The organism is Spiribacter sp. SSL99 (assembly GCF_009805925.1).
Lineage (GTDB): Bacteria > Pseudomonadota > Gammaproteobacteria > Nitrococcales > Nitrococcaceae > Spiribacter > Spiribacter roseus.
Genome location: NZ_MAOM01000011.1, coordinates 146,013 through 172,541 on the forward strand (window position 1 = coordinate 146,013; position 26,529 = coordinate 172,541).

At 66.9% G+C, this 26,529-nt stretch carries 26 protein-coding genes and 5 tRNA genes; 25 read left to right on the forward strand and 6 right to left on the reverse strand.

The window, feature by feature from the left end; translation table 11 throughout:
- Positions 1-2: 2 nt before the first annotated feature.
- Genes miaA through BA899_RS02580 form a run of 8 tightly spaced genes read left to right on the forward strand, consistent with a single transcriptional unit; the run spans position 3 to position 7,515 of the window.
- Complete coding sequence (gene miaA / locus BA899_RS02545; RefSeq protein WP_159299633.1) at positions 3-941, forward strand: tRNA (adenosine(37)-N6)-dimethylallyltransferase MiaA; 939 nt, start codon at positions 3-5, stop codon at positions 939-941.
- Between the two features lie 53 nt (positions 942-994).
- On the forward strand, positions 995-1,246 hold the full coding sequence (gene hfq, locus BA899_RS02550; protein ID WP_110883165.1) for an RNA chaperone Hfq: 252 nt from the start codon (positions 995-997) through the stop codon (positions 1,244-1,246).
- Positions 1,247-1,280: 34 nt separating this feature from the next.
- Positions 1,281-2,597, forward strand: a complete 1,317-nt coding sequence (hflX, locus tag BA899_RS02555) for a ribosome rescue GTPase HflX (RefSeq protein WP_159299750.1) — start codon at positions 1,281-1,283, stop codon at positions 2,595-2,597.
- A 55-nt stretch (positions 2,598-2,652) separates the two neighbouring features.
- Positions 2,653-3,906, forward strand: coding sequence for an FtsH protease activity modulator HflK (hflK, locus tag BA899_RS02560; protein WP_159299634.1), 1,254 nt, complete (start codon positions 2,653-2,655; stop codon positions 3,904-3,906).
- Positions 3,906-4,787, forward strand: coding sequence for a protease modulator HflC (gene hflC, locus BA899_RS02565; RefSeq protein ID WP_148121759.1), 882 nt, complete (start codon positions 3,906-3,908; stop codon positions 4,785-4,787). Before hflK ends, hflC begins: the two co-directional genes overlap by 1 nt.
- 15 nt (positions 4,788-4,802) lie before the next feature.
- A complete protein-coding gene (locus BA899_RS02570) occupies positions 4,803-4,985 on the forward strand; it encodes a DUF2065 domain-containing protein (RefSeq protein ID WP_110883161.1) in 183 nt (60 codons plus the stop codon).
- Between the two features lie 11 nt (positions 4,986-4,996).
- The gene (locus tag BA899_RS02575; RefSeq protein ID WP_159299635.1) at positions 4,997-6,223 is read left to right on the forward strand and encodes an ATP phosphoribosyltransferase regulatory subunit; all 1,227 of its coding nucleotides are present in this window, start codon (positions 4,997-4,999) and stop codon (positions 6,221-6,223) included.
- Positions 6,220-7,515: an adenylosuccinate synthase gene (locus BA899_RS02580; protein WP_148121761.1), complete on the forward strand. Its 1,296-nt coding sequence runs from the start codon at positions 6,220-6,222 to the stop codon at positions 7,513-7,515. The genes BA899_RS02575 and BA899_RS02580 overlap by 4 nt, the downstream gene beginning before the upstream one ends.
- On the opposite strand, the gene BA899_RS02585 is transcribed toward BA899_RS02580, so the two are convergent.
- The 3 genes from BA899_RS02585 to BA899_RS02595 form a co-directional block, all read right to left on the reverse strand.
- Positions 7,487-8,185 (reverse strand): hypothetical protein, encoded by a 699-nt coding sequence (locus BA899_RS02585; protein WP_159299636.1) that lies wholly within the window; start codon positions 8,183-8,185, stop codon positions 7,487-7,489. The two genes, BA899_RS02580 and BA899_RS02585, sit on opposite strands and share 29 nt — an antisense overlap.
- A 10-nt stretch (positions 8,186-8,195) precedes the next feature.
- The gene (locus tag BA899_RS02590; protein WP_159299637.1) at positions 8,196-9,575 is read right to left on the reverse strand and encodes a glutamate decarboxylase; all 1,380 of its coding nucleotides are present in this window, start codon (positions 9,573-9,575) and stop codon (positions 8,196-8,198) included.
- Positions 9,576-9,668: 93 nt separating this feature from the next.
- Positions 9,669-9,755: transfer RNA gene (locus BA899_RS02595), tRNA-Leu, on the reverse strand.
- A gap of 114 nt (positions 9,756-9,869) precedes the next feature.
- Between BA899_RS02595 and rnr the strand changes: the two genes are divergently transcribed.
- From rnr to radA, 10 genes are all read left to right on the forward strand, one after another.
- Entirely contained in the window at positions 9,870-12,215 is a 2,346-nt protein-coding gene (gene rnr / locus BA899_RS02600) for a ribonuclease R (protein WP_159299638.1), read from the forward strand.
- Positions 12,212-12,961, forward strand: a complete 750-nt coding sequence (gene rlmB / locus BA899_RS02605; RefSeq protein ID WP_159299639.1) for a 23S rRNA (guanosine(2251)-2'-O)-methyltransferase RlmB — start codon at positions 12,212-12,214, stop codon at positions 12,959-12,961. Before rnr ends, rlmB begins: the two co-directional genes overlap by 4 nt.
- 112 nt (positions 12,962-13,073) lie before the next feature.
- Positions 13,074-13,502, forward strand: coding sequence for a 30S ribosomal protein S6 (gene rpsF, locus BA899_RS02610; RefSeq protein ID WP_144347730.1), 429 nt, complete (start codon positions 13,074-13,076; stop codon positions 13,500-13,502).
- Positions 13,499-13,816 (forward strand): primosomal replication protein N, encoded by a 318-nt coding sequence (gene priB / locus BA899_RS02615; RefSeq protein ID WP_110883153.1) that lies wholly within the window; start codon positions 13,499-13,501, stop codon positions 13,814-13,816. The genes rpsF and priB overlap by 4 nt, the downstream gene beginning before the upstream one ends.
- 11 nt (positions 13,817-13,827) lie before the next feature.
- Entirely contained in the window at positions 13,828-14,052 is a 225-nt protein-coding gene (gene rpsR, locus BA899_RS02620; protein WP_110883152.1) for a 30S ribosomal protein S18, read from the forward strand.
- Positions 14,053-14,079: 27 nt separating this feature from the next.
- Positions 14,080-14,946: a hypothetical protein gene (locus BA899_RS02625; protein WP_159299640.1), complete on the forward strand. Its 867-nt coding sequence runs from the start codon at positions 14,080-14,082 to the stop codon at positions 14,944-14,946.
- 33 nt (positions 14,947-14,979) lie between these two features.
- Positions 14,980-15,429, forward strand: coding sequence for a 50S ribosomal protein L9 (rplI, locus tag BA899_RS02630; RefSeq protein ID WP_110883150.1), 450 nt, complete (start codon positions 14,980-14,982; stop codon positions 15,427-15,429).
- 16 nt (positions 15,430-15,445) lie between these two features.
- On the forward strand, positions 15,446-16,831 hold the full coding sequence (gene dnaB, locus BA899_RS02635; protein WP_144347729.1) for a replicative DNA helicase: 1,386 nt from the start codon (positions 15,446-15,448) through the stop codon (positions 16,829-16,831).
- Complete coding sequence (gene alr, locus BA899_RS02640; RefSeq protein WP_159299641.1) at positions 16,828-17,922, forward strand: alanine racemase; 1,095 nt, start codon at positions 16,828-16,830, stop codon at positions 17,920-17,922. The genes dnaB and alr overlap by 4 nt, the downstream gene beginning before the upstream one ends.
- Positions 17,909-19,300, forward strand: coding sequence for a DNA repair protein RadA (radA, locus tag BA899_RS02645; protein ID WP_159299642.1), 1,392 nt, complete (start codon positions 17,909-17,911; stop codon positions 19,298-19,300). Before alr ends, radA begins: the two co-directional genes overlap by 14 nt.
- Here the strand turns inward: radA and folD are convergent.
- Positions 19,297-20,151, reverse strand: coding sequence for a bifunctional methylenetetrahydrofolate dehydrogenase/methenyltetrahydrofolate cyclohydrolase FolD (gene folD / locus BA899_RS02650; protein WP_110883146.1), 855 nt, complete (start codon positions 20,149-20,151; stop codon positions 19,297-19,299). The two genes, radA and folD, sit on opposite strands and share 4 nt — an antisense overlap.
- Positions 20,152-20,267: 116 nt before the next feature.
- Here folD and BA899_RS02655 point away from each other — a divergent pair.
- A tRNA-Arg gene (locus BA899_RS02655) sits at positions 20,268-20,344 on the forward strand.
- A 7-nt stretch (positions 20,345-20,351) separates the two neighbouring features.
- On the opposite strand, the gene BA899_RS02660 is transcribed toward BA899_RS02655, so the two are convergent.
- On the reverse strand, positions 20,352-21,476 hold the full coding sequence (locus BA899_RS02660; protein ID WP_144347725.1) for a DEAD/DEAH box helicase: 1,125 nt from the start codon (positions 21,474-21,476) through the stop codon (positions 20,352-20,354).
- A 112-nt stretch (positions 21,477-21,588) separates the two neighbouring features.
- On the opposite strand from BA899_RS02660, the gene BA899_RS02665 reads away from it, so the two are divergent.
- The 4 genes from BA899_RS02665 (at position 21,589) to BA899_RS02680 (ending at position 22,534) form a co-directional block, all read left to right on the forward strand.
- Positions 21,589-21,665: transfer RNA gene (locus BA899_RS02665), tRNA-Pro, on the forward strand.
- A 26-nt stretch (positions 21,666-21,691) separates the two neighbouring features.
- Positions 21,692-21,768: transfer RNA gene (locus tag BA899_RS02670), tRNA-His, on the forward strand.
- An 11-nt stretch (positions 21,769-21,779) separates the two neighbouring features.
- Positions 21,780-21,855, forward strand: a tRNA-Lys gene (locus BA899_RS02675).
- A gap of 43 nt (positions 21,856-21,898) precedes the next feature.
- Positions 21,899-22,534 (forward strand): shikimate kinase, encoded by a 636-nt coding sequence (locus tag BA899_RS02680; RefSeq protein ID WP_159299643.1) that lies wholly within the window; start codon positions 21,899-21,901, stop codon positions 22,532-22,534.
- Here the strand turns inward: BA899_RS02680 and BA899_RS02685 are convergent.
- Positions 22,528-23,118, reverse strand: a complete 591-nt coding sequence (locus tag BA899_RS02685) for a YceI family protein (protein WP_200833031.1) — start codon at positions 23,116-23,118, stop codon at positions 22,528-22,530. The genes BA899_RS02680 and BA899_RS02685 overlap by 7 nt on opposite strands.
- A gap of 159 nt (positions 23,119-23,277) precedes the next feature.
- On the opposite strand from BA899_RS02685, the gene BA899_RS02690 reads away from it, so the two are divergent.
- Positions 23,278-23,829 (forward strand): DUF427 domain-containing protein, encoded by a 552-nt coding sequence (locus BA899_RS02690; protein WP_159299644.1) that lies wholly within the window; start codon positions 23,278-23,280, stop codon positions 23,827-23,829.
- 5 nt (positions 23,830-23,834) lie between these two features.
- Entirely contained in the window at positions 23,835-26,489 is a 2,655-nt protein-coding gene (locus tag BA899_RS02695; RefSeq protein ID WP_159299645.1) for an HAD-IC family P-type ATPase, read from the forward strand.
- The last annotated feature ends 40 nt before the right edge of the window (positions 26,490-26,529 follow it).

A 26,529-nucleotide genomic window follows, 5' to 3' on the forward strand; every position in this document is an offset into this window, starting at 1 on the left:
CCATGGCAGCGGATACGCTCCCGGTGGTCTGTCTGATGGGGCCGACGGCGGCCGGCAAGACCGATCTGGCCCTCGCCCTGCATGCGCGTGGTGGCGTGGATCTGATCAGTGTCGATTCGGCGATGGTCTATCGAGGCATGGACATTGGCACCGCCAAGCCCTCACCGACGGTCCAGGCACGGGCCCCGCATGCCCTGATCGACATCCGCGACCCGGCCGAGGCGTATTCCGCGGCCGAGTTCGTCGCCGATGCCCGGGCGCATATCGCGGCGGCGCGGCAGGCCGGGCGTCTGCCGGTGCTCGTGGGGGGGACCATGCTCTATTTCCGTTCGCTGCTGCACGGGCTATCGCGCCTGCCGGCGGCGGACGCCGGGGTGCGGGCCCGTCTCGAGGCGGAGGCCCGGGTGCGGGGCTGGGCGGCCCTGCACGCACGGCTGGCGGGCGTCGATCCGAGCACCGCGCAGCGGCTGCATCGCAATGACGCACAGCGCATCCAGCGGGCGCTCGAGGTCTACGAGCTGACCGGTCAGTCATTGAGTCACCTGCAATCAACGGCGGCACCGGAACCGTTGCCCGGTCCTGTCGTCAAAGTGGGTGTAATGCCCGCATCACGTTCGATGCTGCATACGCGCATCGAGCAGCGCTTTCACGCGATGCTGGCCGAAGGGGTGATCGGCGAAGTGGCCGGGCTCTGGGCGCGTCCCGATATCCACGCCGATCTGCCTGCCATGCGGGCGGTGGGGTATCGCCAGATCGTCGAGTATCTCGACGGGCGCATCCCCCGTGATGACCTGGCGTTTCGGGGCACGGTGGCGACGCGTCAGTTCGCCCGGCGCCAGGTGACCTGGCTGCGGCGTGAGGATCGTCTGGAATGGCTCGATCCGCTGGCGCACAGGCCCTGTGACAGGCTTAGTGATCTCATCAATCGCGTGGTAGCGTAGGGATCGAAACGGACAATAATAATCGCCGCGGACAAGCAAGGAGTCACGGCACCATGTCGAAAGGACAATCACTGCAGGAACCCTTCCTCAACGCGCTTCGCAAGGAAAAGGTCCCGGTGTCGATCTATCTGGTCAATGGCATCAAGCTCCAGGGCCAGGTTGACTCGTTCGACCAGTTCGTGATCCTGCTTCGCAACTCGATCAGTCAGCTGGTCTACAAACACGCCATTTCCACGATCGTGCCATCGCGCAACGTCCGCGAGCTTCTGCAGGAGGAGCGAGATCCCGAAACCGACCCGGAGTGAAGCCTCGCCCACGCTGGAGACCGCCCCGGCGCAGCTGTTCGATCGCCCCGGCGGCGGTGAGAACGCCATCCTCGTGCAGGTGGACGACGGCGTGGTCGACGCCGACGAGGCGCTGCGCGAGTTCGAGGCCCTGGCCGGTTCCGCCGGTGCCGTTGTGGTGGCCCGACAGACCGGGCGGCGCCGCAGGCCCGACCCGCGCACCTACCTGGGCGGCGGCAAGGTTGATGAACTGCGCGAGGCCATGCAGGCGCATGGCGCCGATCTGGTATTGATCAATCACGACCTGTCACCGGTGCAGGAGCGCAACCTTGAGCATGCCCTGCAGTGCCGGGTGCTGGACCGGACGGGGTTGATCCTGGACATCTTCGCGCAGCGCGCCCGCTCGCATGAGGGCAAGCTGCAGGTCGAGCTCGCCCAGTTGCGGCACCTGGCCAGCCGACTGGTGCGCGGCTGGTCGCATCTCGAGCGCCAGAAGGGCGGCATCGGCCTGCGGGGCCCGGGTGAGACGCAGCTCGAGCTCGACCGGCGGATGCTGGGGACCCGCATCCGACAGCTTGAAAAGCGCCTGGCGCGGGTTCGTCAGCAGCGCGACCAGGGTCGCAAGGCGCGCCGCCAGCAGGATCTGCCCGCGGTTTCGCTGGTGGGCTATACCAACGCCGGCAAGTCGACGCTGTTCAACCGCGTCGCCGCGTCCGGCGTCTACGCCGCGGATCAGTTGTTCGCGACGCTGGATACCACCCTCCGGCGCATTGAGCTGCCTGGTGGCGAGGCGGCGGTCATCGCCGATACCGTGGGGTTCATCCGCGATCTGCCGCCGCAGCTCGTCGCGGCGTTCCGGTCCACGCTCGAGGAGGTGGTCGAGGCCGAGCTGCTGGTGCACATCATTGACGCCGCTGATCCCATCCGCGAGGAAAACGCCCGCGAAGTCGAAGCGGTGCTCGAGGCGCTGGGCGCCGATGAAGTGCCCCAGCTGCGGGTCTACAACAAGATCGATGCGCGGGGCGTGGCGCCACGTATTGATCGTGATGATGACGGTCGGCCGGTGGCGGTCTGGCTGTCGGCGGCCACCGGCGCCGGGCTGGACCTTTTCCACGCCGCCATCGCCGAGCGGGTCAGCGCCGAGCAGGCCCGCGGCCTGATCCGGCTCAGCCCCGCGGAAGGTCGCCTGCGGGCGCGCTTCTATGCGCTCGGTGACGTGCTCGATGAGCGCATCACCGAGCAGGGGGCCATCGAACTAGTGGTGGAACTGCCGGCGCGGGCGCTGGCACGGCTCCATCGACATGAGGGCCTGACGGCGGAACTCATCCCGCTCACCGATGCCAACTTGCCCGCGGGCGCAGTGGCTCATTAGAATCCCCGGTCTGGTGCGACGCACAGCGCCGGCCGATCATTACTGGAGAACATTCATGGCCTGGAACGAACCCGGCGGTAACAACCGCGATCCCTGGAGCAGTGGCGGGGGCAATCGCGGCGGCAATCAGGGACCGCCCGACCTCGACGAGGCAATCCGCAAAGCCAAGCAGCGCCTCGAGGGACTGTTCGGTAAAAAGACCGGCGGGGGCCGTGGTTCCGGCGGCAGTGATGGCGGCCGCGGTAGCGGTGGCCCCGGTCTGCCAAGTGCCAAGGGCATCGGCATCATCGTGGCCGTCCTCGTGGGTGTCTGGCTCCTGTCCGGAATCTACATCGTCGATCAGGGAACCCGCGGCGTCGTGACCCGTTTCGGGGCCTATCAGGAAACGGCGGGTCCGGGGCCGCACTGGCATTGGCCGTACCCGATCAGCGCGGTGCAGACCGTGGATGTCTCGCAGCGCCGGCGGGTGACCATCGGCTATCAGGCTGTGGCGGCGCAGCAGACGCGGCCCGTGCTCTCTGAAGCCCTGATGCTCACCGAAGACGAGAATATCGTGAACGTGCAGCTGGCGGTTCAGTACACCATCTCGGATGCGGCGGACTTCATCTTCAATTTCGTGCAGCCCGAGGCGACGCTCAAGAGCGTGACCGAGAGCGCCCTGCGCGAGATCGTCGGCAAGCGCAACATGGACTTCGTCATCACTGAAGGACGGACCGAGGTGGCCCAGCAGACCCGTGAGCTGGTGGTCGAGACCATGGAGGGCTATAACACCGGCATCAACGTGGTCGAGGTGGTGATTCAGGATGCGCAGCCGCCGGAGCAGGTCCAGCCCGCCTTCGAGGATGCCATCAAGGCGCGTGAGGACCGCGAGCGGCTGATCAATCAGGCCGAGGCCTACCGCAACGAGGTGATTCCCCGGGCGCAGGGGCAGGCCGCCCGCCTGACGGAGGAAGCCCAGGGTTACACGGCCCGGATCGTTCAGAACGCCCGCGGTGACGCGAGCCGCTTCAGCCAGCAGCAGCAGGCCTATGCCCAGGCACCGCGGGTCACCCGTGATCGCCTGTACATCGACACCATGGAGCGGGTGCTGGGTAACACCGGCAAGGTGCTGATCGACAATGAGTCGAGCCAGCAGCTGATGTATCTGCCGCTCGACCGGATGATGCGCTCGGGTGGAGCCTCATCGAGCAATTCAGGCGACACCGCCGGTTCGTCCATGAACAACACCGTCTCGAGCAATAGCAGCTCGAGCGGCTCACAGAGCAGCAGCGCATCGAGCGGTTCGCTGCGGATGCGGGAGACACGCTAATGAATCGCCTGAGTGCAATCGTGGCGGCGGTAGTCCTGCTGCTGGTCATTGGAATCACCTTCGGGACGTTCACCGTCAAGGAAACCGAGCGGGCACTGAAGTTTCGACTGGGTGAGGTCGTTCGGACCGACTTCGAGCCTGGCCTGTACTTCCAGATTCCGTTCGTGAACAACGTCCGCAAGGTGGATGCCCGCGTCCAGACGCTGGACGAAAGCCCGCAGCGCTTTCTGACCAGCGAGCAGAAGAACCTGATCGTGGATACGTTCGTGAAATGGCGGGTGGAAGACGTCGAGCAGTACTACATCACGGTGCGGGCCAGCCCGCGTGAGGCTAACCTGCGGCTGTCGGAAATCGTCCGTGACGGGCTGCGGGCCGAATTCGGCAAGCGCACGGTCCAGGAGGTCATCTCCGGGGACCGGGCCGAGATCATGAATCTGCTGACCGACGCGGCCAGTCAGGCCGGTAATTCACTGGGCGTGAGCGTTCTTGACGTCCGGCTGCAGCGTGTGGACCTGCCCGAGGGCGTGAGCGAGTCGGTGTTCAACCGCATGGTCGCCGCCCGTGAACAGGTCGCGCGCCAGTTCCGGGCCGAGGGCCAGGAAGAGGCCGAGCGGATCCGTTCGGCGGCCGACCGTCGCCGCGAGGAAATCCTCGCCGAGGCGCGGCGTGAGGCCGAGGAGGTGCGCGGTGCCGCGGACGCCGATGCGACGCGGATCTACGCTGACGCCTATGAGGCCGACGAGGAGTTCTACCGCTTCTACCGCAGCCTCCGCGCCTACGAGAACACCTTCAACGACGACACCGACATGCTGGTGCTGTCGCCTGATTCGGAGTTCTTCCGGTACTTTGATCAGCTCGACTCGTTAACGACCTCGCCCTGATCGACGCGCCCGACCATGCAGGATCTTCTCACCGCAGTGGCGCTGCTTCTGATTTTCGAGGGGATCCTGCCCTTTCTCAGCCCCCGCAATCTGCGGCGGGCGCTCTTCTCTATCGTCCAGCAAAATGATAAAAGCCTTCGGCTGACCGGCGTGGCATCAATGCTGGCCGGTATCCTGCTGCTTTATCTGGTTCGCTGAAGGACGATTTCATGACTGACAGATCGCCGGGCCCGCACAGCCCCTGGTTGCTGCCCGACTCGGTTGAAGAACTGCTCCCGCCGGCGGCGGCGGCGCTGGAGCACCTGCGCCAGTCGAGCCTGGAGCGCTGCGCGCGCTGGGGCTATGAACTGGTGATGCCGCCGGTCATCGAGTACCTCGAGGCGCTGCTCTCGGGTGTCGCCCACGATCTTGACCTGCAGACCTTCAAGCTCACCGATCAGATGAGCGGGCGGATGATGGGGGTGCGTGCCGATATTACGCCGCAGGCGGCGCGCATCGATGCCCACCAGCTGCGCCGCGAGGGGCCGGTGCGTCTTTGCTATAGCGGTACGGTGCTGCGCACCCGCGCCGAGGGGGCCGAAGGGTCACGCAACCCGTTGCAGATGGGCGCCGAGCTGTACGGCCACGGCGGTATCGAGAGTGATGTCGAGGTCATCGGTCTGATGGCCGAGATCCTCAGTGCCGCCGGCATTGAGCCATTGCATGTCGACCTCGGTCACGTGGGTATCTTTCGTGGACTCTGCAGTGCCGCCGGCCTCGAGGGCGACGCCGAAGCGCGTCTGTGGGATGCCCTGCAGCGCAAATCCACCGCTGATATCGAGGCACTGCTGGGGGAATTCGACGTCGCTCCGGCCGATCATCGCCGGCTCTCGGCACTGGCGGGCCTGAGTGGCGGCGCGGAGGTCCTCACGGCGGCGGCGGAGGCTCTGGCCGGGGCCGGCGAACCCGTGGACGCCGCGCTCGAGGCGTTGACCCGAACCGCCGAGGCCCTTGCCGCGGCACGACCGGATATGACGCTGCACTTCGATCTGGGCGAACTGCGCGGCTATCGCTACCACACCGGAATCGTCTTCGCGGCCTACACGCCCGGGGTGTCCGGCGAGCTGGCCCGTGGCGGGCGCTATGACGACATCGGGGCGGTCTTCGGGCGTGGGCGGCCGGCCACCGGATTCAGCGCCGATCTCAAGGCGTTGCGGCGGGCGGCCGCGACGACCACCGACAATCCACCGGGCGGCGGCGCCATTGCCGCGCCGTGGTCAGCGGACGAGGCGCTGCGCCGGCGCGTGGCGGCACTGCGCGAGGCCGGCGAAACGGTGATCTGGGCGCTGCCCGGGCATCCCGGGGCAGCGGCCGGTCAAGGCTGCAATCGCCAGCTCGTACAGGCCGCCGGCGGCGACTGGCAGATCGAGACCATCGAACCAGCGGAGAACGAATGACAAAAAGTGTGGTGGTGATCGGCTCCCAGTGGGGGGACGAGGGAAAGGGCAAGATCGTGGATCTGCTCACCGATCGGGTATCGGCGGTGGCGCGCTTCCAGGGCGGGCATAACGCGGGCCATACCCTGGTGATCGACGGCCACAAGACCGTCCTGCATCTGATCCCCTCCGGCATCCTGCGCGACGGCGTGGAGTGTCTGATCGGCAATGGCGTCGTGATCTCGCCGGCGGCGCTCATGGACGAGCTCACCGCCCTCGAGGCCTCGGGTGTCCCGGCGCGCGAGCGCCTGCGCATCAGCCCGGCCTGCCCGGTGATCCTCCCCTCGCACATCGCCCTCGATCAGGCCCGCGAGCGGGCCCGCGGCAAGGCCGCCATCGGCACCACGGGGCGGGGCATCGGTCCCGCCTACGAGGACAAGGTGGCGCGGCGCGGCATCCGCATCGGCGATCTGTTCCAGCGCGAGTGCCTGGCCGCCAAGCTGGGCGAGCTGCTGGATTATCATAATTTCGTGCTCAAGCACTATTACGGCGAGGCCGGGCAGGACTTCCAGGCGATTCAGGAGGAGTGCCTGGCGATGGCCGCGGAGCTCGAGCCGATGGTGGCCGATATCTCCCATCGTCTGCACCGCTACCGGGCGGCGGGTGACAGCCTGCTGTTTGAAGGCGCGCAGGGCACACTGCTGGACATCGATCAGGGGACTTATCCCTACGTCACCTCATCCAACACCACCGCCGGCGCGGCCTCGACCGGCACCGGCGTGGGACCGCTCGAGCTCGATTATGTGCTGGGGATCACCAAGGCCTATACCACCCGGGTGGGGGCAGGGCCATTTCCCACCGAGCTCTCGGATCAGCTGGGACGCCACCTGGCGGAGCGCGGTCACGAGTTCGGTTCCACCACCGGGCGCCCACGCCGCTGCGGCTGGTTTGATGCCGTGGCGATGCGCCGGGCGGCGCAGATCTCCAGCCTGTCGGGGCTGTGCATGACCAAGCTCGATGTGCTCGACGAGCTGGACACACTGCGTATCTGTACCGGCTACCGCTGTGGCGCCCAGCGCAGCGATGTCCTGCCCGCCGGTGCCGAGGCGCTGGCGGAATGCGAGCCCGAGTATGTGGAAATGCCGGGCTGGAAGACCTCCACGCTGGGGATCCAGCGCTACGCGGATCTGCCCGCGGCGGCGCGGGATTATCTCGAGACCATCGAGCGGCTGTGTGGCGTGCCCGTGGACATCATCTCCACCGGGGCCGACCGGCGCGATACGATCATCCGGCGCCACCCCTTCGATCACTGAGACTGCCCACGATCGTCAGTAACGCGGCGATCAGAAAACAGGCGCCACCCAGCCAGAGATGGATATTGGCCACGGCCGCGATCCAGGCCGGTGCCCGCTCGGGCGGTACGAAGGCGGTGACCGCGGCGGTCATGAAAAAAATGCAGCCGAGCAGGTTGACCGCCACGCTCCACCAGTCCCGCGACGCCGGCCGCCATGACCAGGCGCCGTGGCTTGTCGCCACAAAGGCGGTATAACCCGAGATCAGGAACAGCACCGATCCGATCATCCCCGGCACCCAGATCGTGACGTCCCGGTCGTACCAGCCGATGCCGGGGTAGATGGCATCAAACGTATTGACGTTGAAGGCGACGGTGCCCGCGAACTGGGTCACCGAGCTGAGCCAGGTCAGGCTACCGGGGCGCCAGCCGACGAGCCGCACCCGTCTGGCCGGGCGGTGCTCGCCGGCGGGCGAGGGATCCGTTGCATTCGCGGCCTGGAAATTCTGCAGAAAGCCGCCGATCGTGAAGGGGATCGAGCCGAGGAAAAACACGATGGCGATCTGCGTGCCGGTGAGCGGATTGGTGACCAGCGACAGGGCCGCCCCCAGCATGAACAGCAGCGAGCCGACGGCAAAAAAGCCGGCGGTCCCGGCGTCGTAGCCGGGCGATTGCCAGAACCGCAGCGCCAACGGGAACCCCCTAGTGGTGAAACCCCGAGGCCTCGGCCTCGCCGAGCGGCACCTGAGCCGGATGCGCCTCCAGATGGGCGAGGGCGGACTGCATGTCGGCAACCAGCAGCTCGCAGAGATCGCGACTCACGCCGTTACGCACCAGAATGCGCTGGATCGGCTGATCATCGCAGGCCGGCGGCAGCGTGTAGGCCGGCACCTGCCAGCCGCGTGCCCGCAGCCGGTCGGCCAGATCGAACAGCGTGAACCCCGGATCCGTCCCGTCCCTGAGTTTCCAGGAAACGGCCGGGATGCCGCGCGATCGATCGCCGTCGTAGATGATCTCGAAGGGGCCCATTGCCGCAATCTCGCCGGCGAGATAGGCCGCGGTGTCGTAACAGGCGCCATGCACCCGCGCGTAGCCCTCGCGGCCCAGGCGCACGAAGTTGTAGTACTGACACACGATCTGACCGCCGGGGCGGGAGAAGTTGAGTGCGATGTCCTTCATGTCGCCGCCCAGGTAGTTCACCCAGAAGATCATGTTCTCCGGCAGGTCGCTCTGCTCGCGCCACAGTACCCAGCCGACGCCGAGGGGGGCGAGACCGAATTTATGGCCCGAGGCATTGATCGAGCGCACCCGCGGGAGGGAAAAGTCCCAGACCAGATCCGGCGCGCAGAAGGGGGCGAGGAAGCCGCCACTGGCGCCATCGACATGAATCGGAATATCCAGCCCGGTGTCGCGCTCGAGCGCGTCGAGCGCATCGCTGATCGCCTTCACCGGTTCGAACTCGCCGGTGAAGGTGACCCCCAGCGTCGGGACCACGCCGATGGTGTTTTCGTCGCAGTGCCGGCGCACCTCCTCGGCGGTGAGGAGCCGGCGGCCGGGCGCCATGGGGACTTCGCGAAGCTCGATGTCCCAGTAGCGGGCGAACTTGTGCCAGCACACCTGCACCGGACCGGTGACGAGGTTGGGCCGCTCGGTACTCAGTCCCTCCGCCTTCCGCCCGGCTTCCCAGCGGCGTTTCATCGCCAGGCCACCGAGCATGGCGGCCTCACTCGAGCCGGTCGTTGAACAGCCGGTGGCCGGCCCGTCCGGGGCATGCCAGAGCTCGGCGAGCATCCGCACGCAGCGGGCCTCGATCTCCGCGGTCTGGGGATATTCGTCCTTGTCGACCATGTTCTTGTCGATGCACACGTCCATGAGGGCGTGGACCTCGGGTTCTTCCCAGGTCTGGCAGAAGGTGGCGAGGTTCTGTCTCGAGTTGCCGTCCAGCAGCAGCTCGTCGCGGATCGCGGAGCTGACGGCGCGGGGATCGGCGGTGGCCTCAGGGAATCGCGATTTCTCGAGCCCCATGGCGAGTGTGTGCGAGGCATAGAGCTCGTCATCGGAGCGGTCGGCACGGTCTGACATGGAATCAATTCCTTTCCATTGAATCGTCAAGCGTTCAATGGACAAGTATTGATCAGGCAGGGGAGGGATTCAAATGCGAATCGAAGTCAGATGTGGTGCCGAGGAGAGGACTTGAACCTCCACGGGGTCTCCCCCACTAGCACCTGAAGCTAGCGCGTCTACCAATTCCGCCACCTCGGCATTGATGAGGCCGTCCTCAACAACGCAGCGAAGAGTACCGACGGGCCCCGGATCTGTCAACGAAATCGAGCATTCGCGTAGGCACCGTGACGCGCATGCCGTATCCTGTCGGCCATGACAGAAAAAGACACCGAAAGCGCGGATCCCTCCCGCGATCCGTATCTCGATCGCGAGAAAGGCAAGTACGAATCCCCGGTTCCCAGCCGGGAATACATCACCCAGCAACTCGAGGCCCAGGCCCGCCCCCTGTCCCGCAAGGACCTGGCCGAACTGTTCGGGCTGACCGACGAGGATGCGCTCGAGGGCCTGCGGCGGCGCCTCAAGGCCATGGAGCGTGACGGCCAGTTGGTGCGTAACCGGCGCAACGGCTATGTGGTGGTCGATAACCAGGAGCTGGTGCGCGGGCGCATCCGCTCGTCGCCGGACGGCTCGGGGGTCGTCCATCCCGACCGTCCGGGGCCGAATGTCTATCTCGCCCCCCGCGAGATGCACCGGCTGCTCAACCGCGACCGGGTGGTGGTGCGACTGACCGGCGACGATGACGATGGCCGACCCACCGGCGAACTGGTCGAGATCATCGAGCATGCCAATCAGGAAATCGCCGGGCGTTACTACGAGGAAAGCGGGATCGGCTTTGTGGTCCCCAACAACAAGCGCCTGCATCAGGATCTGATCATCCCCGGCGCGGACGCCAATGGCGCTGCCAACGGCGAGCTGGTGACCGCCGAAGTGGTCAGTCAGCCCTCGCAGCGCCGTCAGCCCATCGGCCGCATCATCGAGGTGTTCGGCACCCGCATCGCCCCGGGCGACGAGGTGGCGGTTGCGGCGCGCACCCACGGCATACCAGTGGAATGGCCCGACGAGGTGCTGGCCGAAGCCGCCGGCTTTGGCGACGAGGTGCCCGAGTCGAGCAAGGCGGGGCGCAAGGATCTGCGCCAGCTCCCGCTGGTGACCATCGACGGTGCCGATGCGCGTGACTTTGACGACGCGGTCTACTGCGAGCCCACCGCCAGCGGCTGGAAACTGATCGTGGCGATCGCCGATGTGGGCGCCTACGTCACGCCCGGCTCAGCGCTGGACACGGAGGCGGCAGAACGCGGCAATTCCTGCTATTTCCCGCGCAATGTCGTGCCCATGCTGCCGGAGAATCTCTCCAACGGACTGTGTTCGCTCAATCCCGGCGTCGACCGGCTATGCATGGTCTGCGAAATGCAGATCGACCGTGAGGGTCAGCTCAAGCGCTCGCGGTTCTATGAGGGGCTGATGAAGTCGGCGGCGCGCCTGACTTACGAGGACGTGGACGCGATCCATAACGAGCGCGACCCTTCGCTGCTGCGTGAGCACGAGCCGCTGCTCAAGCACATCGGCGATCTCTACGCGGTGTTCGATGCGCTGCGGATCGATCGCCAGAAGCGCGGCGCCATCGATTTCAATACCAGCGAGTCGGTGATCGAGTTTGATCATCAGGGCCAGGTGGCCGACGTTCATCCCGCCGAGCGGACCAATGCCCATCGCCTGATCGAGGAGTGCATGGTCAAGGCGAATGTCGCCACCGCACGCTTCCTGCGCCGGCATCGCATCCCGTCGCTGTACCGGGTGCATGAGCCGCCGGCGGAGCAGCGCCTGAAGAATCTGCGCGAGTTCCTGGCCCAGACCGGTCTCACCCTGGGGGGTGGCGACGAGCCCACCGCCCAGGACTTCTCGGCGTTGATGGAAACCGTCAAGCAGCGCCCCGACCGCCACTTCATCGAGTCGATCATGCTGCGCTCGATGATGGCGGCGGAGTATCGCCCGGACAACGCCGGCCATTTCGGACTGGCGCTGGATGCCTACGCGCATTTCACTTCGCCGATCCGTCGCTATCCCGACCTGATCGTTCATCGCGGCATCAAGCATGTGCTGTCCAAGCAGCCGATCGAGGCGTTCGAGTACACCGAAGACCAGCTGGTGACCGTGGGCGAGCACTGCTCAATGACCGACCGCCGCGCCGAGGAAGCCACCCGCGAGGCGTTGATGACCCTCAAGTGCCGGTTCATGGCGAGCCGCATTGGCGAGGAGTTCACCGGTGTGATCAGCGGCGTGACCTCGTTCGGGCTGTTCGTCGAACTGGATGGCCTGTACGTCGACGGGCTCATTCATATCACCAACCTCGAGCAGGACTTCTTCCACTTCGACGCCATCGGCCATCGCCTTGTGGGCGAGCGCACCGGCAAGGAATACCGGCTCACCGACCGCATCCGGGTCCGGCTGGCCCAGGTGAACGTCGACGACGGCAAGATCGACTTCGACCCCATTGCCCATCCCCTGGGACCTGATGGCGAGCCGCTGGGTGACAGCGCCGGCAGCCGGTCGAAAGGCAACGGCAAGGGCAGGGACCAGGGCAAGCATCGGAATAAGTCGGGGGGCAAGTCCCGCAACGGCCGTCGCTCGGAGTCGCGCAACCGCCGCCGGCGCGGATGAGCCAGACAACGCTGATCGGTGGCCTCCACTCAGTGCAGGCGGCCCTGCGCTACGACCCGTCACGGGTGCGCGAGGTATGGCTGGACAGCCGCCGTCGTGACGGCCGCCACCAGAAGCTGCGCCGGCAGCTCGAGGCGCTGAAGTGCCCGGTGCATGTCAGCCACCCGCGCGCCCTTGATGAGAAGCTGCCGGATTTCAATCACCAGGGTGTCATCGTCGCCTGGCAGGGCCGGCCGCCGCTGGATGAGGGCGATCTGGCGCAGCATCTGGACGGGCTCGCGCACGAGCCGCTGATCCTGGTCCTCGATCAGGTGCAGGATCCCCATAATCTGGGCGCCTGTCTGCGCAGCGCCGATGCGGCGGGTGTGGATGCGGTGATTACGCCCCGCGACCGCGCCGCCGGCCTGACGCCGGTGGTCCACCGCGTGGCCGCCGGGGCCGCGGAGGCGGTGCCGCTGTATCAGGTCACCAACCTGGTGCGCTGCCTGCGGGATCTGCGTGATCGGGGGATCTGGCTGTTCGGTCTGGCCGATACGGGGGCCATCGGCCTGCATGACAGTGACCTGAGCGGGGCGGTCGCGGTGGTCATGGGCGCCGAGGGTACCGGGCTGCGGCGGCTCACCCGCGAGCATTGTGATGCCCTCGTGGCCATTCCGATGGCCGGCCGCGTGGAGAGCCTGAATGTCTCCGTCGCCACGGGCGTCGTGCTGTTCGAGGCGGTCCGGCAGCGCAGCGCTTTATCCTGACACCCCGCTCGACTATACTGATGGATTAATCAGCCGACGCTGATTTCTCCTTGCTGCCCGTTATGGCGGGCGGCTTTCCCGGCACAGGCCGGATCAACCGAAAGGAGCCACAATGCGGCACTATGAAATCGTCTTTCTGGTCCATCCCGACCAGAGTGACCAGGTCCCTGCCATGATCGAGCGCTATCGCGGGCTCATCGAGGGCAACGGCGGCAGTATCCACCGGCTTGAAGACTGGGGGCGGCGCCAGCTTGCCTACCCGATCAACAAGCTCATCAAGGCGCACTACGTCCTGATGAACATCGAGTGCGAGCCCTCGGATATCGAAGAGCTGGAATCGATGTTCCGCTTCAACGACGCCGTCATCCGGAACATGGTTCTGGCGCGCAGCGAGGCGGTGACCGACCCGTCGCCCCTTGCCAAGGGACAGGAGGAAGAGCGTGAGCGGCCCCCGCGGCGCGAGCGTGATGACGCCGACGCCGACACCGATGGCGGCGAGCGTGATACCGCCGACGAGGCGGACACCGACACCGGCGCGTGAGCAATCACGTCGAGCTGACCGGTTGGCTGGTCGAGGCCGCGGGACTTCGTCATTCGCCGGCCGGCGTCCCGATCGCCCGCGGGCTGATCGAGCATGAATCGCAGCAGACCGAGGCCGGCGCCTCGCGCCCCATCCGATTCCGGGTGGGGGTCAGCGCCGCCGGCACGCCGCTGGCGGAGCAGCTCAATGAGCTGCCCGCCGGCAGCCCGGTCCGCGTCAGTGGTTACATGCGCCGCTCCCGTCAGCGCACGCCCGATACCGACCCGATCATCATCAGCGTCAGCCGCCTCGAGCGGATGACCCCGACCGAATAGAGGATTCAGACATGGCCCGTTTTTTCCGTCGCCGTAAGTATTGCCGCTTCACCGCTGAAGGGGTGAAGGAAATTGACTACAAGGACCTGAACACGCTGCGCCAGTACATCACCGAGACTGGCAAGATCGTGCCCAGCCGGATCACCGGCACCCGCGCCAAGTATCAGCGCCAGCTGTCCACCGCGGTCAAGCGTGCCCGCTATCTGGCGCTGCTGCCGTACACGGACAGCCACTGAGCGCGTGACCGCGCCCGGCCCCCGCTGATGCGTGCCCTGCTCGAGTTCGCCATGCGCAGCCGCCTTGCCGCGGTGGGCGTGGTCGCGCTCGGCGCGCTGATGCCGCTGCTGTTCTGGCTGAGTGCCGGGCTGCTCGCATTGATTACGCTGCGCCGGGGGCTGGCCGAGGGCGGTCTCATCCTGGCGGGTGCCACCGCGGCGCTGGTGCCCATCTACGCGGTGATGCTGGGGACACCGCTGGCGGTGCTCCAGCCGCTGGCGCTGATCTGGCTGCCGGTCATGGGCATGGCCCAGGTCCTGCGGGTCCGGGTATCGCTGGCGACCGCCATCCAGGCCGGTGCGCTGGTGGCGGCGGGTGCCGTCGTGGCGTTTTACGGGCTCTACGGGGATCCGTCGGTGTTCTGGCGCCAGGTCCTCGAGGTGCTTTCGCAACAGCTGCTCGCCGCGCCGCCCGGCGAGGGCTGGGATCGGACGGTGGAGCAGCTCGCACCGCGACTGACCGGTCTGTGGGTGACGAACGTCCTCGGCGTGGCGCTGCTGTGTCTGCTGCTGGGTCGTTGGTGGCAGGCGATGCTGTACAATCCCGGAGGATTCCGCAGCGAGTTTCATGACCTGCACCTGAGTCGCTGGTTTGCCGCGCTGGCCGCGGCGGCGGTACTGGCCGGGGCGTTCAACGCGCCGGGGCTACTGGCGGACCTGGGCACCATTCTGGGCGCGGTGTTCATCCTGCAGGCGGTGGCGGTGGCGCATGCGATCGTCGCCCGCCGCGGTTGGCACACCGGTTGGCTGGTCGGGTTCTACCTGGTCCTGCCGCTGCTGCTGCGACCGGCGGTACTGATCGGCCTGGCCGATCCAATCATGAATTTTCGGGCGCGGCTTGCGCCCGAGAGCTGACAAACGAACAGACTTGAAGTCGGGGTACGAAAAATGGAAGTCATTCTGATGGAAAAAGTGGCCAACCTGGGGGGGCTGGGTGACACGGTCCGCGTCCGCGCCGGGTATGGTCGGAACTATCTCATCCCGCAGGGCAAGGCCCGGCCTGCGACGGCCGAGAACGTGGCCTATTTCGAGGCCCAGCGCGCCGAGCTTGAGCGCAAGGCCGCCGAAGAGCTGGCCGCGGCACGCCAGCGTGCCGAGCAGGTCAACGCCCAGCCCGTCACCATCGCCGCCAATGTCGGCGAAGAGGGCAAGCTGTTCGGCTCGATCGGCCCGCAGGACATCGCCGAGGCCCTGACCGCCGCCGGCGTCGAAGTCGGCCGCCACGAAGTGCGCATGCCCGATGGCCCGATCCGCGCCGTGGGTGAGTACAGCGTCGAGGTTCATCTGCATGCCGACGTCAATGCCACGGCCTATGTGAACGTCAGCGGCGACGCCTGAAGGGCCCGCACCCGGGATGGTTGAGTCCGGCAATGCCGTCAGCGCCGAGGCACTCAAGGTGCCACCGCACTCCATCGAGGCGGAGCAGGCGGTGCTTGGCGGACTCATGCTCGATAACAATGCCTGGGATCAGATCGCCGATCGCGTCAGCGAGGCGGACTTCTACCGTCGCGATCATCGCCTGATCTTCCGCGCCCTGGACGGTCTGGCGGAATCCGGCCAGCCCATGGACGCCGTCACGCTCTCGGAGTGGCTCAAGTCCAACGACCTCCTCGAGAGCGCGGGCGGGCTTGGTTATCTGGGCCTGCTGGCGCGGGACACGCCCAGTGCCGCCAACATCCGCGCCTATGCCGACATCGTGCGCGAGCAGTCGGTGCTGCGCCAGCTCATCGAAGCGGGCACCGAAGTGGCCAATGCCGGGTTCAACCCCGAGGGCCAGAACTCCGCTGATCTGCTCGACAACGCCGAGCGGCAGATCTTTCAGATCGCCGAACAGTCCGGGCGCAACCGGCGCGGTTTTGTCGGCGTCCGCGATGTGCTGCCGGATGTGGTCGACCGCATCGACACGCTCTATCACCAGGACAGTGACGTCACCGGCCTGCCGACCGGGTTCACCGACCTCGACCGCATGACCTCGGGCCTGCAGGACGGCGATCTGGTGATCGTCGCCGGGCGGCCCTCCATGGGCAAGACCACTTTTGCCATGAACATCGCCGAGGCGGCGGCGCTGCAGAGCGGCCCGCCCACGGCGGTGTTCAGCATGGAGATGCCCGCCGACGCGCTGGCCATGCGCATGCTCTCGTCCCTGGGGCGGGTCGAGCTGCAGAAGATCCGATCCGGCCGGCTCAATGACGATGACTGGCCGCGACTGACCAGCACCATGAACCTGCTCTCGCAGGCGAACCTGTTCATTGACGACACGCCGGGCCTGACCCCCACCGAAATGCGGGCCCGTTGTCGGCGCCTGAAGCGCGAACACGGCCTGGGCCTGGTGCTGGTGGACTATCTGCAGCTCATGCAGCTGCCGGGATTCAAGGAAAACCGCGCCGCCGAAATCTCCCAGATCTCCCGGGCCCTCAAGGGCATGGCCAAGGAGCTGGGCGTTCCGGTCATGGTGCTCTCGCAGCTCAACCGTAGTCTCGAGCAGCGTCCCAACAAGCGCCCGATCATGTCGGATCTACGCGAATCGGGAGCGATCGAGCAGGATGCCGACGTCATCGTGTTCATCTACCGCGATGAGGTCTACAACGAGGAAAGCCCCGACGCGGGGACGGCCGAGATCATCATCGGCAAGCAGCGCAACGGGCCCATCGGCAACGTCCGGCTGACGTTTCTGGGACAGTACACGCGCTTTGAGAACTTCATCGCCGATGCCGGCTACGGAGGCGGTGGCTGGCAGTGAGTCGCACGGCCCGGGCAACGATTCGGCTCGACGCCCTGCGACACAATCTGGGTGTGGCCCGTGCACAGATACCCACCGCCAATGTCATGGCGGTACTCAAGGCCGATGCCTACGGCCATGGTCTGCTGCCGGTGGCCCACGAGCTGGCGGCACTCACTGATGGCTACGCGGTAAGCTGCCTCGAGGAGGCGCTGCCGCTGCGCACGGCCGGGCTGATGCACCGCATCATCCTGCTGGAAGGATTTTTCGATGCCGGCGAGATCCCGGTGCTCTCAGCGCGCCGGCTGGACGCCGTCATCCATCAGCCCTGGCAGATCCAGGCGCTGGCCGAGGCGGATATTACGACGCCCATCGACTGCTGGCTCAAAGTGGACACCGGCATGGGGCGGCTTGGATTTCTGCCGGAAGACGCCGCGTCGGCGCTGGAGCAACTCCTGGCACTGGACACCGTGGGATCAGTGCGCTGGATGACGCATCTGGCCCACGCGGACACCCCCGACCATGCGGGCACGGCCACGCAGATGCAGCGTTTCGGCGAGGTGGTGAATGATGCCCGTCCGGTGACATTGCCCAATTCCGCGGCGACCCTGCGCGGGCTCGAGCCGTTCGCCGACTGGATCCGTCCCGGCATCATGCTCTATGGCGCATCGCCGCTGATCGACGCCGATGCGCATCCGCCACTGCAGCCGGTCATGCGCCTCGAGGCCGCGCTGATCTCGGTCAAATGGCTGCCGGCGGGGCATGGCGTGGGTTATGGGAGTCGTTTTGTCTGCCCCGAGTCGATGCCGGTGGGGGTGGTCTCCATCGGCTATGGTGACGGCTACCCGCGGCATGCGCCGGATGGTACCCCGGTACAGGTGGCCGGGCGCCCCTGCCCGCTGATCGGCAAGGTCTCCATGGACATGATCGCGGTGGATCTGCGCAATGCGCCGATGGCGGCGGTGGGCGACCGCGTGGTTCTGTGGGGGGAGGCGCCGCTGGCCACCACGGTGGCGACGGCCTGCGGGACCATCAGTTACGAGCTGTTCTGCCGGCTGACGCCGCGTGTTGAACGGGTGTACCGGCGTGGAGACGAGCATGGCCAAGGGTAGTACCAAGACCCGCTACATCTGCACCGCCTGCGCGGCGGTATCCCCCCAGTGGGCCGGCCAGTGCCCGGAGTGCGGTGAGTGGAACACCCTCGAAGAGCAGCGCGCGCCGACGCCGGCCGCCGGTACCCGCGGATCCATCCAGGGGCGGGCGCAGTATGCGGGCGACAGTGGCATCCGCACACTGGCCGAAGTCCCGCGCGATCGCGAGACACGGTTTTCGGCCGGGGTCGGGGAGTTTGATCGGGTGCTGGGCGGCGGTCTGGTGGCCGGCGGCGTCATCCTGCTGGGCGGTGATCCGGGCATTGGCAAGTCGACCCTTCTGCTCGAGGTGGTGGCCCGAGTTGCCAGCCGCCATGGGGCGCTGTATGTCACCGGCGAGGAGTCGCTCCAGCAGGTCGGCCTGCGCGCCGAGCGGCTGGGCGTGGGGGATGCCGGGCTCAAGCTGCTGGCCGAGACCCGGGTAGAAACTATAATCGAGCTGGCTGCCCGCGAGCGCCCCGAGGTGCTCGTCGTCGATTCCATTCAGACCATTCACAGCGATGCCCTGGGCTCGGCCCCGGGGGGCGTTGCGCAGGTGCGCGAGGCGGCCGCTCAGCTGGTGCAGTTTGCCAAGCAGACCGGGACGGTGCTGTTCCTGGTCGGCCATGTCACCAAGGAAGGCCAGCTCGCCGGGCCACGGGTGCTGGAGCACATGGTCGACACGGTGCTCTACTTCGAGAGCGACTCCGGCAGTCGCTATCGACTGCTGCGTGCGGTCAAGAACCGCTTCGGCGCGGCCAACGAGCTGGGGGTGTTCGCCATGCTCGAGACCGGCCTCAAGGAGGTGAAAAACCCCTCCGCGATCTTCCTGTCACGCCACGAACAGCCGGTGCCCGGCAGTGCCATTCTGGTCACCCGTGAGGGCACCCGGCCGCTGCTGCTTGAACTCCAGGCACTGGTGGCGGAAAGCCCGCTGTCCAATCCGCGGCGGCTGGCTGTGGGCATGGACGGCAATCGCATGGGCATGCTGCTGGCGGTGCTGCAGCGTCACGCCGGGGTGAGCACCGCCGGCGAGGACGTCTTCGTCAATGTCGTCGGCGGGGTGCGCATCGCCGAAACGGCCAGCGACCTGCCGGCGCTGCTGGCCGTGATCTCAAGCCTGCGTGATCGCCCGATCCCCCAGGACTGGGTGATATTTGGTGAGGTGGGTCTGGCCGGCGAGATCCGGCCGGTGCCGAACGGTCCGGACCGGCTCGCGGAAGCGGCCCGGCACGGTTTCCGGCGCGCCCTTGTGCCGGCCAAGAACGCGCCGGCGCGGGGCGAGGCCCCGGATGGGCTTGAGGTCATCGGCGTTGAGCGGCTCGATGCCGCCCTCGACTGGATCCGCGAGGCGGATTAGCCGTCGAGCTGGCGGGTGGCCGCCAGGGTATTCTCCAGCAGCGTCGCGCGGGTCAGTGGTCCCACGCCGCCCGGTACCGGTGTCATCCATGCCGCGCGGGCCATGGCCGTCTCCGGCGCCACATCCCCCAAAAGACGCCCGTCTGGCTGGCGGTTGATGCCCACGTCGATCACCGTGGCACCGGGCTTGATCCACTCGCCGGGGATAAAGCCCGTCCGCCCCACCGCGGCGACCAGGATGTCGGCCTGGGCCACCTGATCGCGTAGATCCCGTGTGCGGCTATGGCAGATCGTGACGGTGCAGCGGGCGTTCAGCAGCTCGAGCGCCATGGGCCGTCCGACGATATTCGACTGTCCGACCACCACCGCGTGGGCCCCGACCGGGTCGACGTCGGTGTGCTGCAGCAGGGTCATGACGCCGTGTGGCGTGCACGAGCGAAGCCCCGGGAGGCGCAGGACCAGCCGGCCGACGTTCTGCGGGTGAAAGCCATCCACATCCTTGGCGGGATCGATGCGCTCGATGACCGCCTGGGCATCAATGGATTCGGGCAGCGGCAGCTGTACGAGGATGCCATGGGTGGCGGGATTGGCATTGAGCTCATCGATCAGCGCCATGAGCTCGGCCTGGGTCGTGGTGGCGGGCAGATCGTAATCCTGCGAGACGAAGCCCACCTGCTCGCAGTCGCGGCGCTTCATGCGCACATAGACCGATGAGGCGGCATTGTCACCCACCAGCACAACGGCCAGGCCGGGTGTGGATTGACCGTGTTCGCGACGCTCGCTGACCGCGGTCTGGATCTGATCACGGATGTCGGCGGCAATCGCCTTGCCGTCGATGATTCGGGCGGCCATGGGCGGGCTCCTAACCGGTGTGGATTCGACGCTGCGCGGACTTTACCGCCCGAGCCCGGGCGGATCCAGCCATTGACATGATCTGGGGCGGGAATGGTTGTACAATCCCGCCCCATGCGCCCGTAGCTCAATCGGATAGAGCATCGGCCTTCTAAGCCGAGGGTTGCAGGTTCAAGCCCTGCCGGGCGCGCCAGTCTCTATCAGGCGGCGGCGTCGGCGCGCCGCAGGGAGCGCTTGAGCAGGCGCTCGATGCCTTTCAGCAGTTTGCCCTCATCCGGCGCCACCAGCGAAATCGCCTCACCGGAATTGCCGGCACGACCGGTGCGACCAATGCGATGGACGTAGTCCTCGGCCACATGCGGCAGGTCAAAATTGACCACATGGGGCAGCTGGTCGATGTCGAGCCCGCGGGCGGCGATGTCGGTGGCCACCAGAACCCGCACGTGACCCTTTTTAAAACCATCCAGCGCCTTGGTGCGCGCCGTCTGGCTCTTGTTGCCATGAATCGCGGCGGTGCTCAGTCCATCCTTGTCGAGCTGTTTGCTCAGGTTGTTGGCGCCGTGCTTGGTGCGGGTGAACACCAGCACCTGCTGCCAGTCGCCCTCGCGGATCAGGCGGCTGAGCAGCGGCCGCTTCTCAGCCTTGTCCAGGCGATAGACCGACTGCTCCACCGTGTCGGCGGCACTGTGCTTGGGGGCGACGTCGATTTCGACAGGGTTTTTCAGCATGCCCCCGGCAAGCTGGCGGATCTCGCGGGAGAAAGTGGCCGAGAACATCAGCGTCTGCCGCTCGGTGGGCAGCTTTTTCATGACCTTGCGGATGTCGTGGATGAAGCCCATGTCGAGCATGCGGTCGGCTTCATCCAGTACCACGCTCTCGACGCGGTCGAGGCGCAGGTTGTCGCGCTGGAGGTGATCGAGCAGGCGTCCCGGGGTGGCGATGACAATATCGACCCCCTTGCGCAGACGATCGATCTGGGGCTGCATGCCAACGCCGCCGAATATGACAGCCGAGCGCAGCGGCAGATTGCGGCCGTACTGCTTGACACTGTCATGGATCTGGGCCGCCAGCTCGCGGGTGGGGGCAATGATGAGCAGCCGCACGGGGCGGCGCTTGCCCTGGGGTTCGACCGCGGCAAGCCGCTGGAGCAGCGGCAGAGTGAAGGCGGCGGTCTTGCCGGTGCCGGTCTGGGCGGCGCCGAGGAGGTCTTTGCCGTCAAGGACCTGGGGGATGGCCTGCTCTTGAATGGACGTCGGGGTGGTGTAGCCCGATGCCTTCACGGCGTCGAGCAGTTCGGTCTGGAGACCGAAATCATCAAATGTCATCGAATGGTTACTCCTTGTGATCGAGACCACTATACGCGCATTGACCGCCAGTAGGGGGCTCAGTATTATTTCGGGATTCCTGACGAATGCGGCGGGAATCCTGCGGACGAAGCGGGGTGTAGCGCAGCCTGGTAGCGCGCCTGCTTTGGGAGCAGGATGTCGGGGGTTCAAATCCCTCCACCCCGACCAGCCATACCGCAGGAAAACAATCGGTGGTGGGCGTAGCTCAGTTAGGTAGAGCTCCGGATTGTGGCTCCGGTGGTCGTGGGTTCAAGTCCCATCGCTCACCCCACCTTTTTCGATGGGCCGTTAGCTCAATTGGTAGAGCAGCTGACTCTTAATCAGTTGGTTGAAGGTTCGAGTCCTTCACGGCCCACCATCCGATCCCGACCACCCGGCAACCTCATTCACGGAGCAATGCCTTGTCCGGCGATCCGCTGAGCCGCCTCAGCCGCTATCACCCGGTCGTGATTGAAGGCGCCGGCGGGCGCGACGATCGTGACCCGGCCGCCGTGGCCGAGCGGCTTGGCGAGCGCCTGCGGCTGCACTGGCAGTCCCGACCCGATTCCCGGACCCCCTTGTTGATCACCCAGGGCGATCCGCGCGAGGCGCGGGGCATCGCGGCGATCACGCCACGGGTCGCAGAGCGGCTGTCACTGGATCGTGGACTGGTCTGCCTGGATGAGGCGATTGCCCCCTACCACGCCCGCGATGCCGATCGGCAGGGGGTGATCACCGAGTTCCGCTATTCGCAGCTTGAAGCCTGTCTGGAAGCCGCCAGCCCCGGGGCCATCACCCGCCTGGAAGCGGCGGTGGACGAGGCCATTGCCACCAAGAACGCCCGGCGCAGGGCGCAGGGGCAGCCGCCCCTGAAGGCCTATTTCCGCGATTTCGCGCTGCTCCAGGAGGTCACCAAGGCCGCCTGTCGGCAGGTCTGCGGGGCGATCACCGTCGCCCATACCGACTCCACGGTCCATGAGTTTTCGGTGACCAGCTTCTACACCGTCGGCCTGTCGCTGGGGTGGATCGACCCCGGCGACATGCTGATGACCTACTGACGGATGCCCTCGACCTCGAGCTGGATGTACACGGTCTCGCTGGCCGGGCCCAGATTGTAGTCGATGCCATAGTCGGCGAGCTGGAACGAGGCCTCGCCGGTGAAGCCCGCGCGATAGCCGCCCCATGGATCCTCGCCTTCGCCGATCTTCTCCACATCAATACTGATCGGTCGGGTCACACCGCGCAGCGTGAACTCGCCCTCGAGCGTGGCCGTGCCGTCGCCGTGGGGGATGTAGTCGGTGCTGACGAAACCGGCCTCCGGATGGGACTCGACCGCCAGAAAGTCGTCGCTGCGCAGATGCTCATCGCGTTCGGCGTGATTGGAATCAACGCTGGCCGGATCAATATCCACCGAGATGCTCGCCGCCTCGGGGTTGTCGGCGTCGTAGCTGAACTGGCCACTGAAGTCGTTGAACCGTCCCGTCAGCCAGCTGTAGCCGAGGTGGCTGATGCGGAAGTTGATGGAGGCATGGGCGCCTTCGGTGTCAATGACATAGTCCGCCGCCATGGCCGGGGCGCTCAGCCATGCCCCGGCAAGGATCAGACTGCCCAGCACGGGGCGGGTGATGCGATGGTCGACCATCGGGGTGTCTCCTGATAAATGAATGAACAATGACCCACGGTACGCGAAGCCCCTGTCTGCATCGAGCCCTTCAGGATCCGCGTCACGCCCGCGGCGACTGGCACAATCTTCGGTCCCGTGTTGCAATGCACCAAACGCGATTTGGACGAGGAGGGCGCCATGACGGATCCCGCGGATATCAGCGCGCGCCGCGAGGCCTGGCGCTACAAAGGGGGTGATCGGCCGGATTTTGCGGTTGAGCCCGGGCCCGGGCAGGAGTCGGTCTGGGACTATCCCCGCCCGCCGGCCTACGAACCGGACCCGCGTGGGGTCAGCGTCAGCCTGGACGGTCACTTGGTGGCCCGCAGCGATCACGCCATCCGCGTCAAGGAGACCGGTAGTCCGCCGGCCTTCTACCTGCCGCCCGAGGCGATGGAGTCCCGCTGGCTGCGGCCGTCATCACAGCGCACCTTCTGCGAATGGAAGGGCGAGGCGGAGTACTTTGACGTGGTCACGCCCACGGCGGTGGCCGAGGCGGCCGTCTGGCGCTATCCGGCCCCCCTGCCGGGGGCGGAGTCCATCGCCGGCTGGTACTCGCTGTATCCGGAGCAACTCACCTGTTACGTCGGCGACGAGCCGGTCAAGGCCCAGTCGGGCCGCTACTACGGCGGCTGGGTGACCGATGAGCTGGTCGGCCCGTGGAAGGGTGAGGCCGGCACCGGTCACTGGTAGCGCCAATGGACTGGCACGCACGCAGCGTCGAGACCACCGTCGACCAGCTCGACACCAACCGCGGCGGGCTCGATGAATCCGAGGTGGCCCAGCGGCTCGAGCGCTACGGCGCCAACCGCCAACGTCCCCCGGCGCGCCGCAGCGCGTTCCAGCGCCTGATCAGCCAGTTCCGCAACCTGCTGATCTATCTGTTGCTGGTGGCCGCGGTCATCACCGCGGCGCTGGGGCATTGGATCGACTCCGGGGTCATCGTGGCGGTGGTACTGATCAACGCGGTGATCGGCTACATCCAGGAGGGCAAGGCCGAAAGCGCCATGGCCGCGATCCGCGGAATGCTCGCCCCGGAAGCCACGGTGCGGCGCGATGGTCGGCGCCAGACGGTGGATGCCGCCCGGGTGGTGCCGGGGGATGTGCTGATCCTTGAACCCGGCGCCAAGGTCAGCGCCGATGTGCGCCTGATCCGCACGAGCGGCCTCGCCGTCGACGAGTCGGCACTGACCGGCGAGTCGGTGCCCGTGGACAAGACCCACGAGCCGGTCGAAGCCGGGGCCAGTCTGGGTGACCGGCGCTCGATGGCGTTCGCCGGCACGCTGGTGACCGCCGGCGAGGGCGAAGGTCTCGTGGTGGAGACCGGGGACCGGACCGAGCTCGGTCAGGTCACCGAAATGCTCTCGCGGGTCGAGACACTGACCACGCCGCTGCTGCGTCATCTTGATCAGCTGGGACGCCAGCTGGCGGTGATCATCGTCGCGGCCGGGGCGGCGACCGCCGTGGCCGGGGTGCTGTTGCACGGGTTCTCGCCGGTGGCGATGTTCATGGCGGCGGTCGGCCTGGCGGTGGCCGCGATCCCGGAGGGCCTGCCCGCGATCGTCACCATCACCCTCGCTCTCGGGGTGCGCCGGCTGGCGAGCCGCAATGCCATTGTGCGACGTCTGCCGGCGGTGGAAACGCTGGGCGCGGTCACGGTGATCTGCTCGGATAAGACCGGCACGCTCACGCGCAACGAAATGACCGTCCAGGCGTTGCTGCTGGCCGATGGGCTGCAGACCGTCGATCCGCAGCACGACCCGCCACACGGGGACACCGCCCGGGTGCTGGCCGAGGCGGTCGCGCTCTGCAGCGATGCGACCATTACGCCGGACAGCACCGGCGAGACGCAGGTCAGTGGCGATCCCATGGAGGTTGCGCTGCTGCATCTGGCGGCGGCCAGTGATGTCGATGTCGAGGCCTGGCGGTCGCAGCACCCGCGGGTCGACAGCATTCCGTTTGATGCCGGGCATCGCTACATGGCCACGCAACATGGTGAGGGCGAGGCCCGGCGGCTGGTGGTCAAGGGCGCGCCGGAAGCCATCGTGCCGCGCTGCGACCGGGTGCTCACCGGCGCCGGTACCGCAGCACTGGATGAAGCGGCGTGGCATGGTCGCGCCGAGGAGCTGGCCGGCCGCGGGCTGCGCCTGCTGGCGGTGGCGGAGCAGCGCGGAGATGACGCGGCGGTGGACCTGCACCAGGAGGCGGGCCCCGGTTCGCTTGTACTGATCGGCCTGGTCGGCATCATCGACCCGCCCCGGCGCGAGGCGATCGATGCGGTGGCGGCGGCCCAGCGGGCGGGCATCCGCATTAAGATGATCACCGGCGACCACGCGGTGACCGCCGCGGCGATCGGCCGTCAGCTGGGGCTGGGAGACGAAACCCGCGGGGTGACCGGCGACGCCCTCGAGGCCATGGACGACGATGAGTTCCAGCGCACCGCCGCCGGGCGTTCGGTGTTCGCGCGGGTGTCACCGGCTCACAAACTGCGCCTGGTGGAGGCCCTGCAGGCCGATGGGCAGGTGGTGGCGATGACCGGCGACGGCGTCAATGATGCCCCGGCGCTGAAGCGCGCGGATGTCGGCGTGTCCATGGGGCGGGGGGGCACCGATGCCGCCCGCGAGTCCTCGGAGATCGTTCTCGCCGACGACAACTTCGCGACCATCGAGGCGGCCGTCCACGAAGGGCGCGTCGTCTACGACAATATCGTCAAGTCGATCCTGTTCATCCTGCCCACCAATGCCGCCCAGGCGCTGCTGCTGGTGGTGGCCGTGATGGCGGGCCTTGTCCTGCCGGTGACGCCGGTCCAGATCCTCTGGGTGAACATGATCACCGCGGTGACACTGGCGCTGGCGCTGGCCTTCGAGCCCGCTGAGGAGGCCGTCATGGAGCGACCGCCACGCCCCGTCGATGCGGCGCTGATCCCCCCGGGCATGGGCATGCGGCTGGGCCTGGTGGCCTTGGTGATGCTGGGCGGAACGCTGGCGGTGTTCCTCAGTGAGCAGGCCGCGGGGCGCGATCTGGCCGAGGTGCGCACGCTGACCATCAATACCCTGGTGCTGTTCGAGGTCTGGTACCTGTTCTCGGCCCGCCGCCTGCATGCCGGCACCCTCAATCGCGGCGGGCTGCTGGGAAACCGCTACGTGCTGGGCGCCATCGCCGTGATCGTGCTCGCCCAGCTGCTGTTCACCTATGCGCCGCCCCTGCAGCTGCTGTTCGACACCCGCGCGCTGGGTCTGCGGGACTGGCTGGTCGCGGTGCTTGTCAGTCTGCCGGTGGTGGCGGTGGTCGAGGGCCATAAGGCCTGGCAGCGGCGCCGCCCGGCGCAGGACGGGCGCGTCCATCGGGGTTAGCTTTTGCCGGATGCGGCATGCCGGTATACTGCGTGATGAC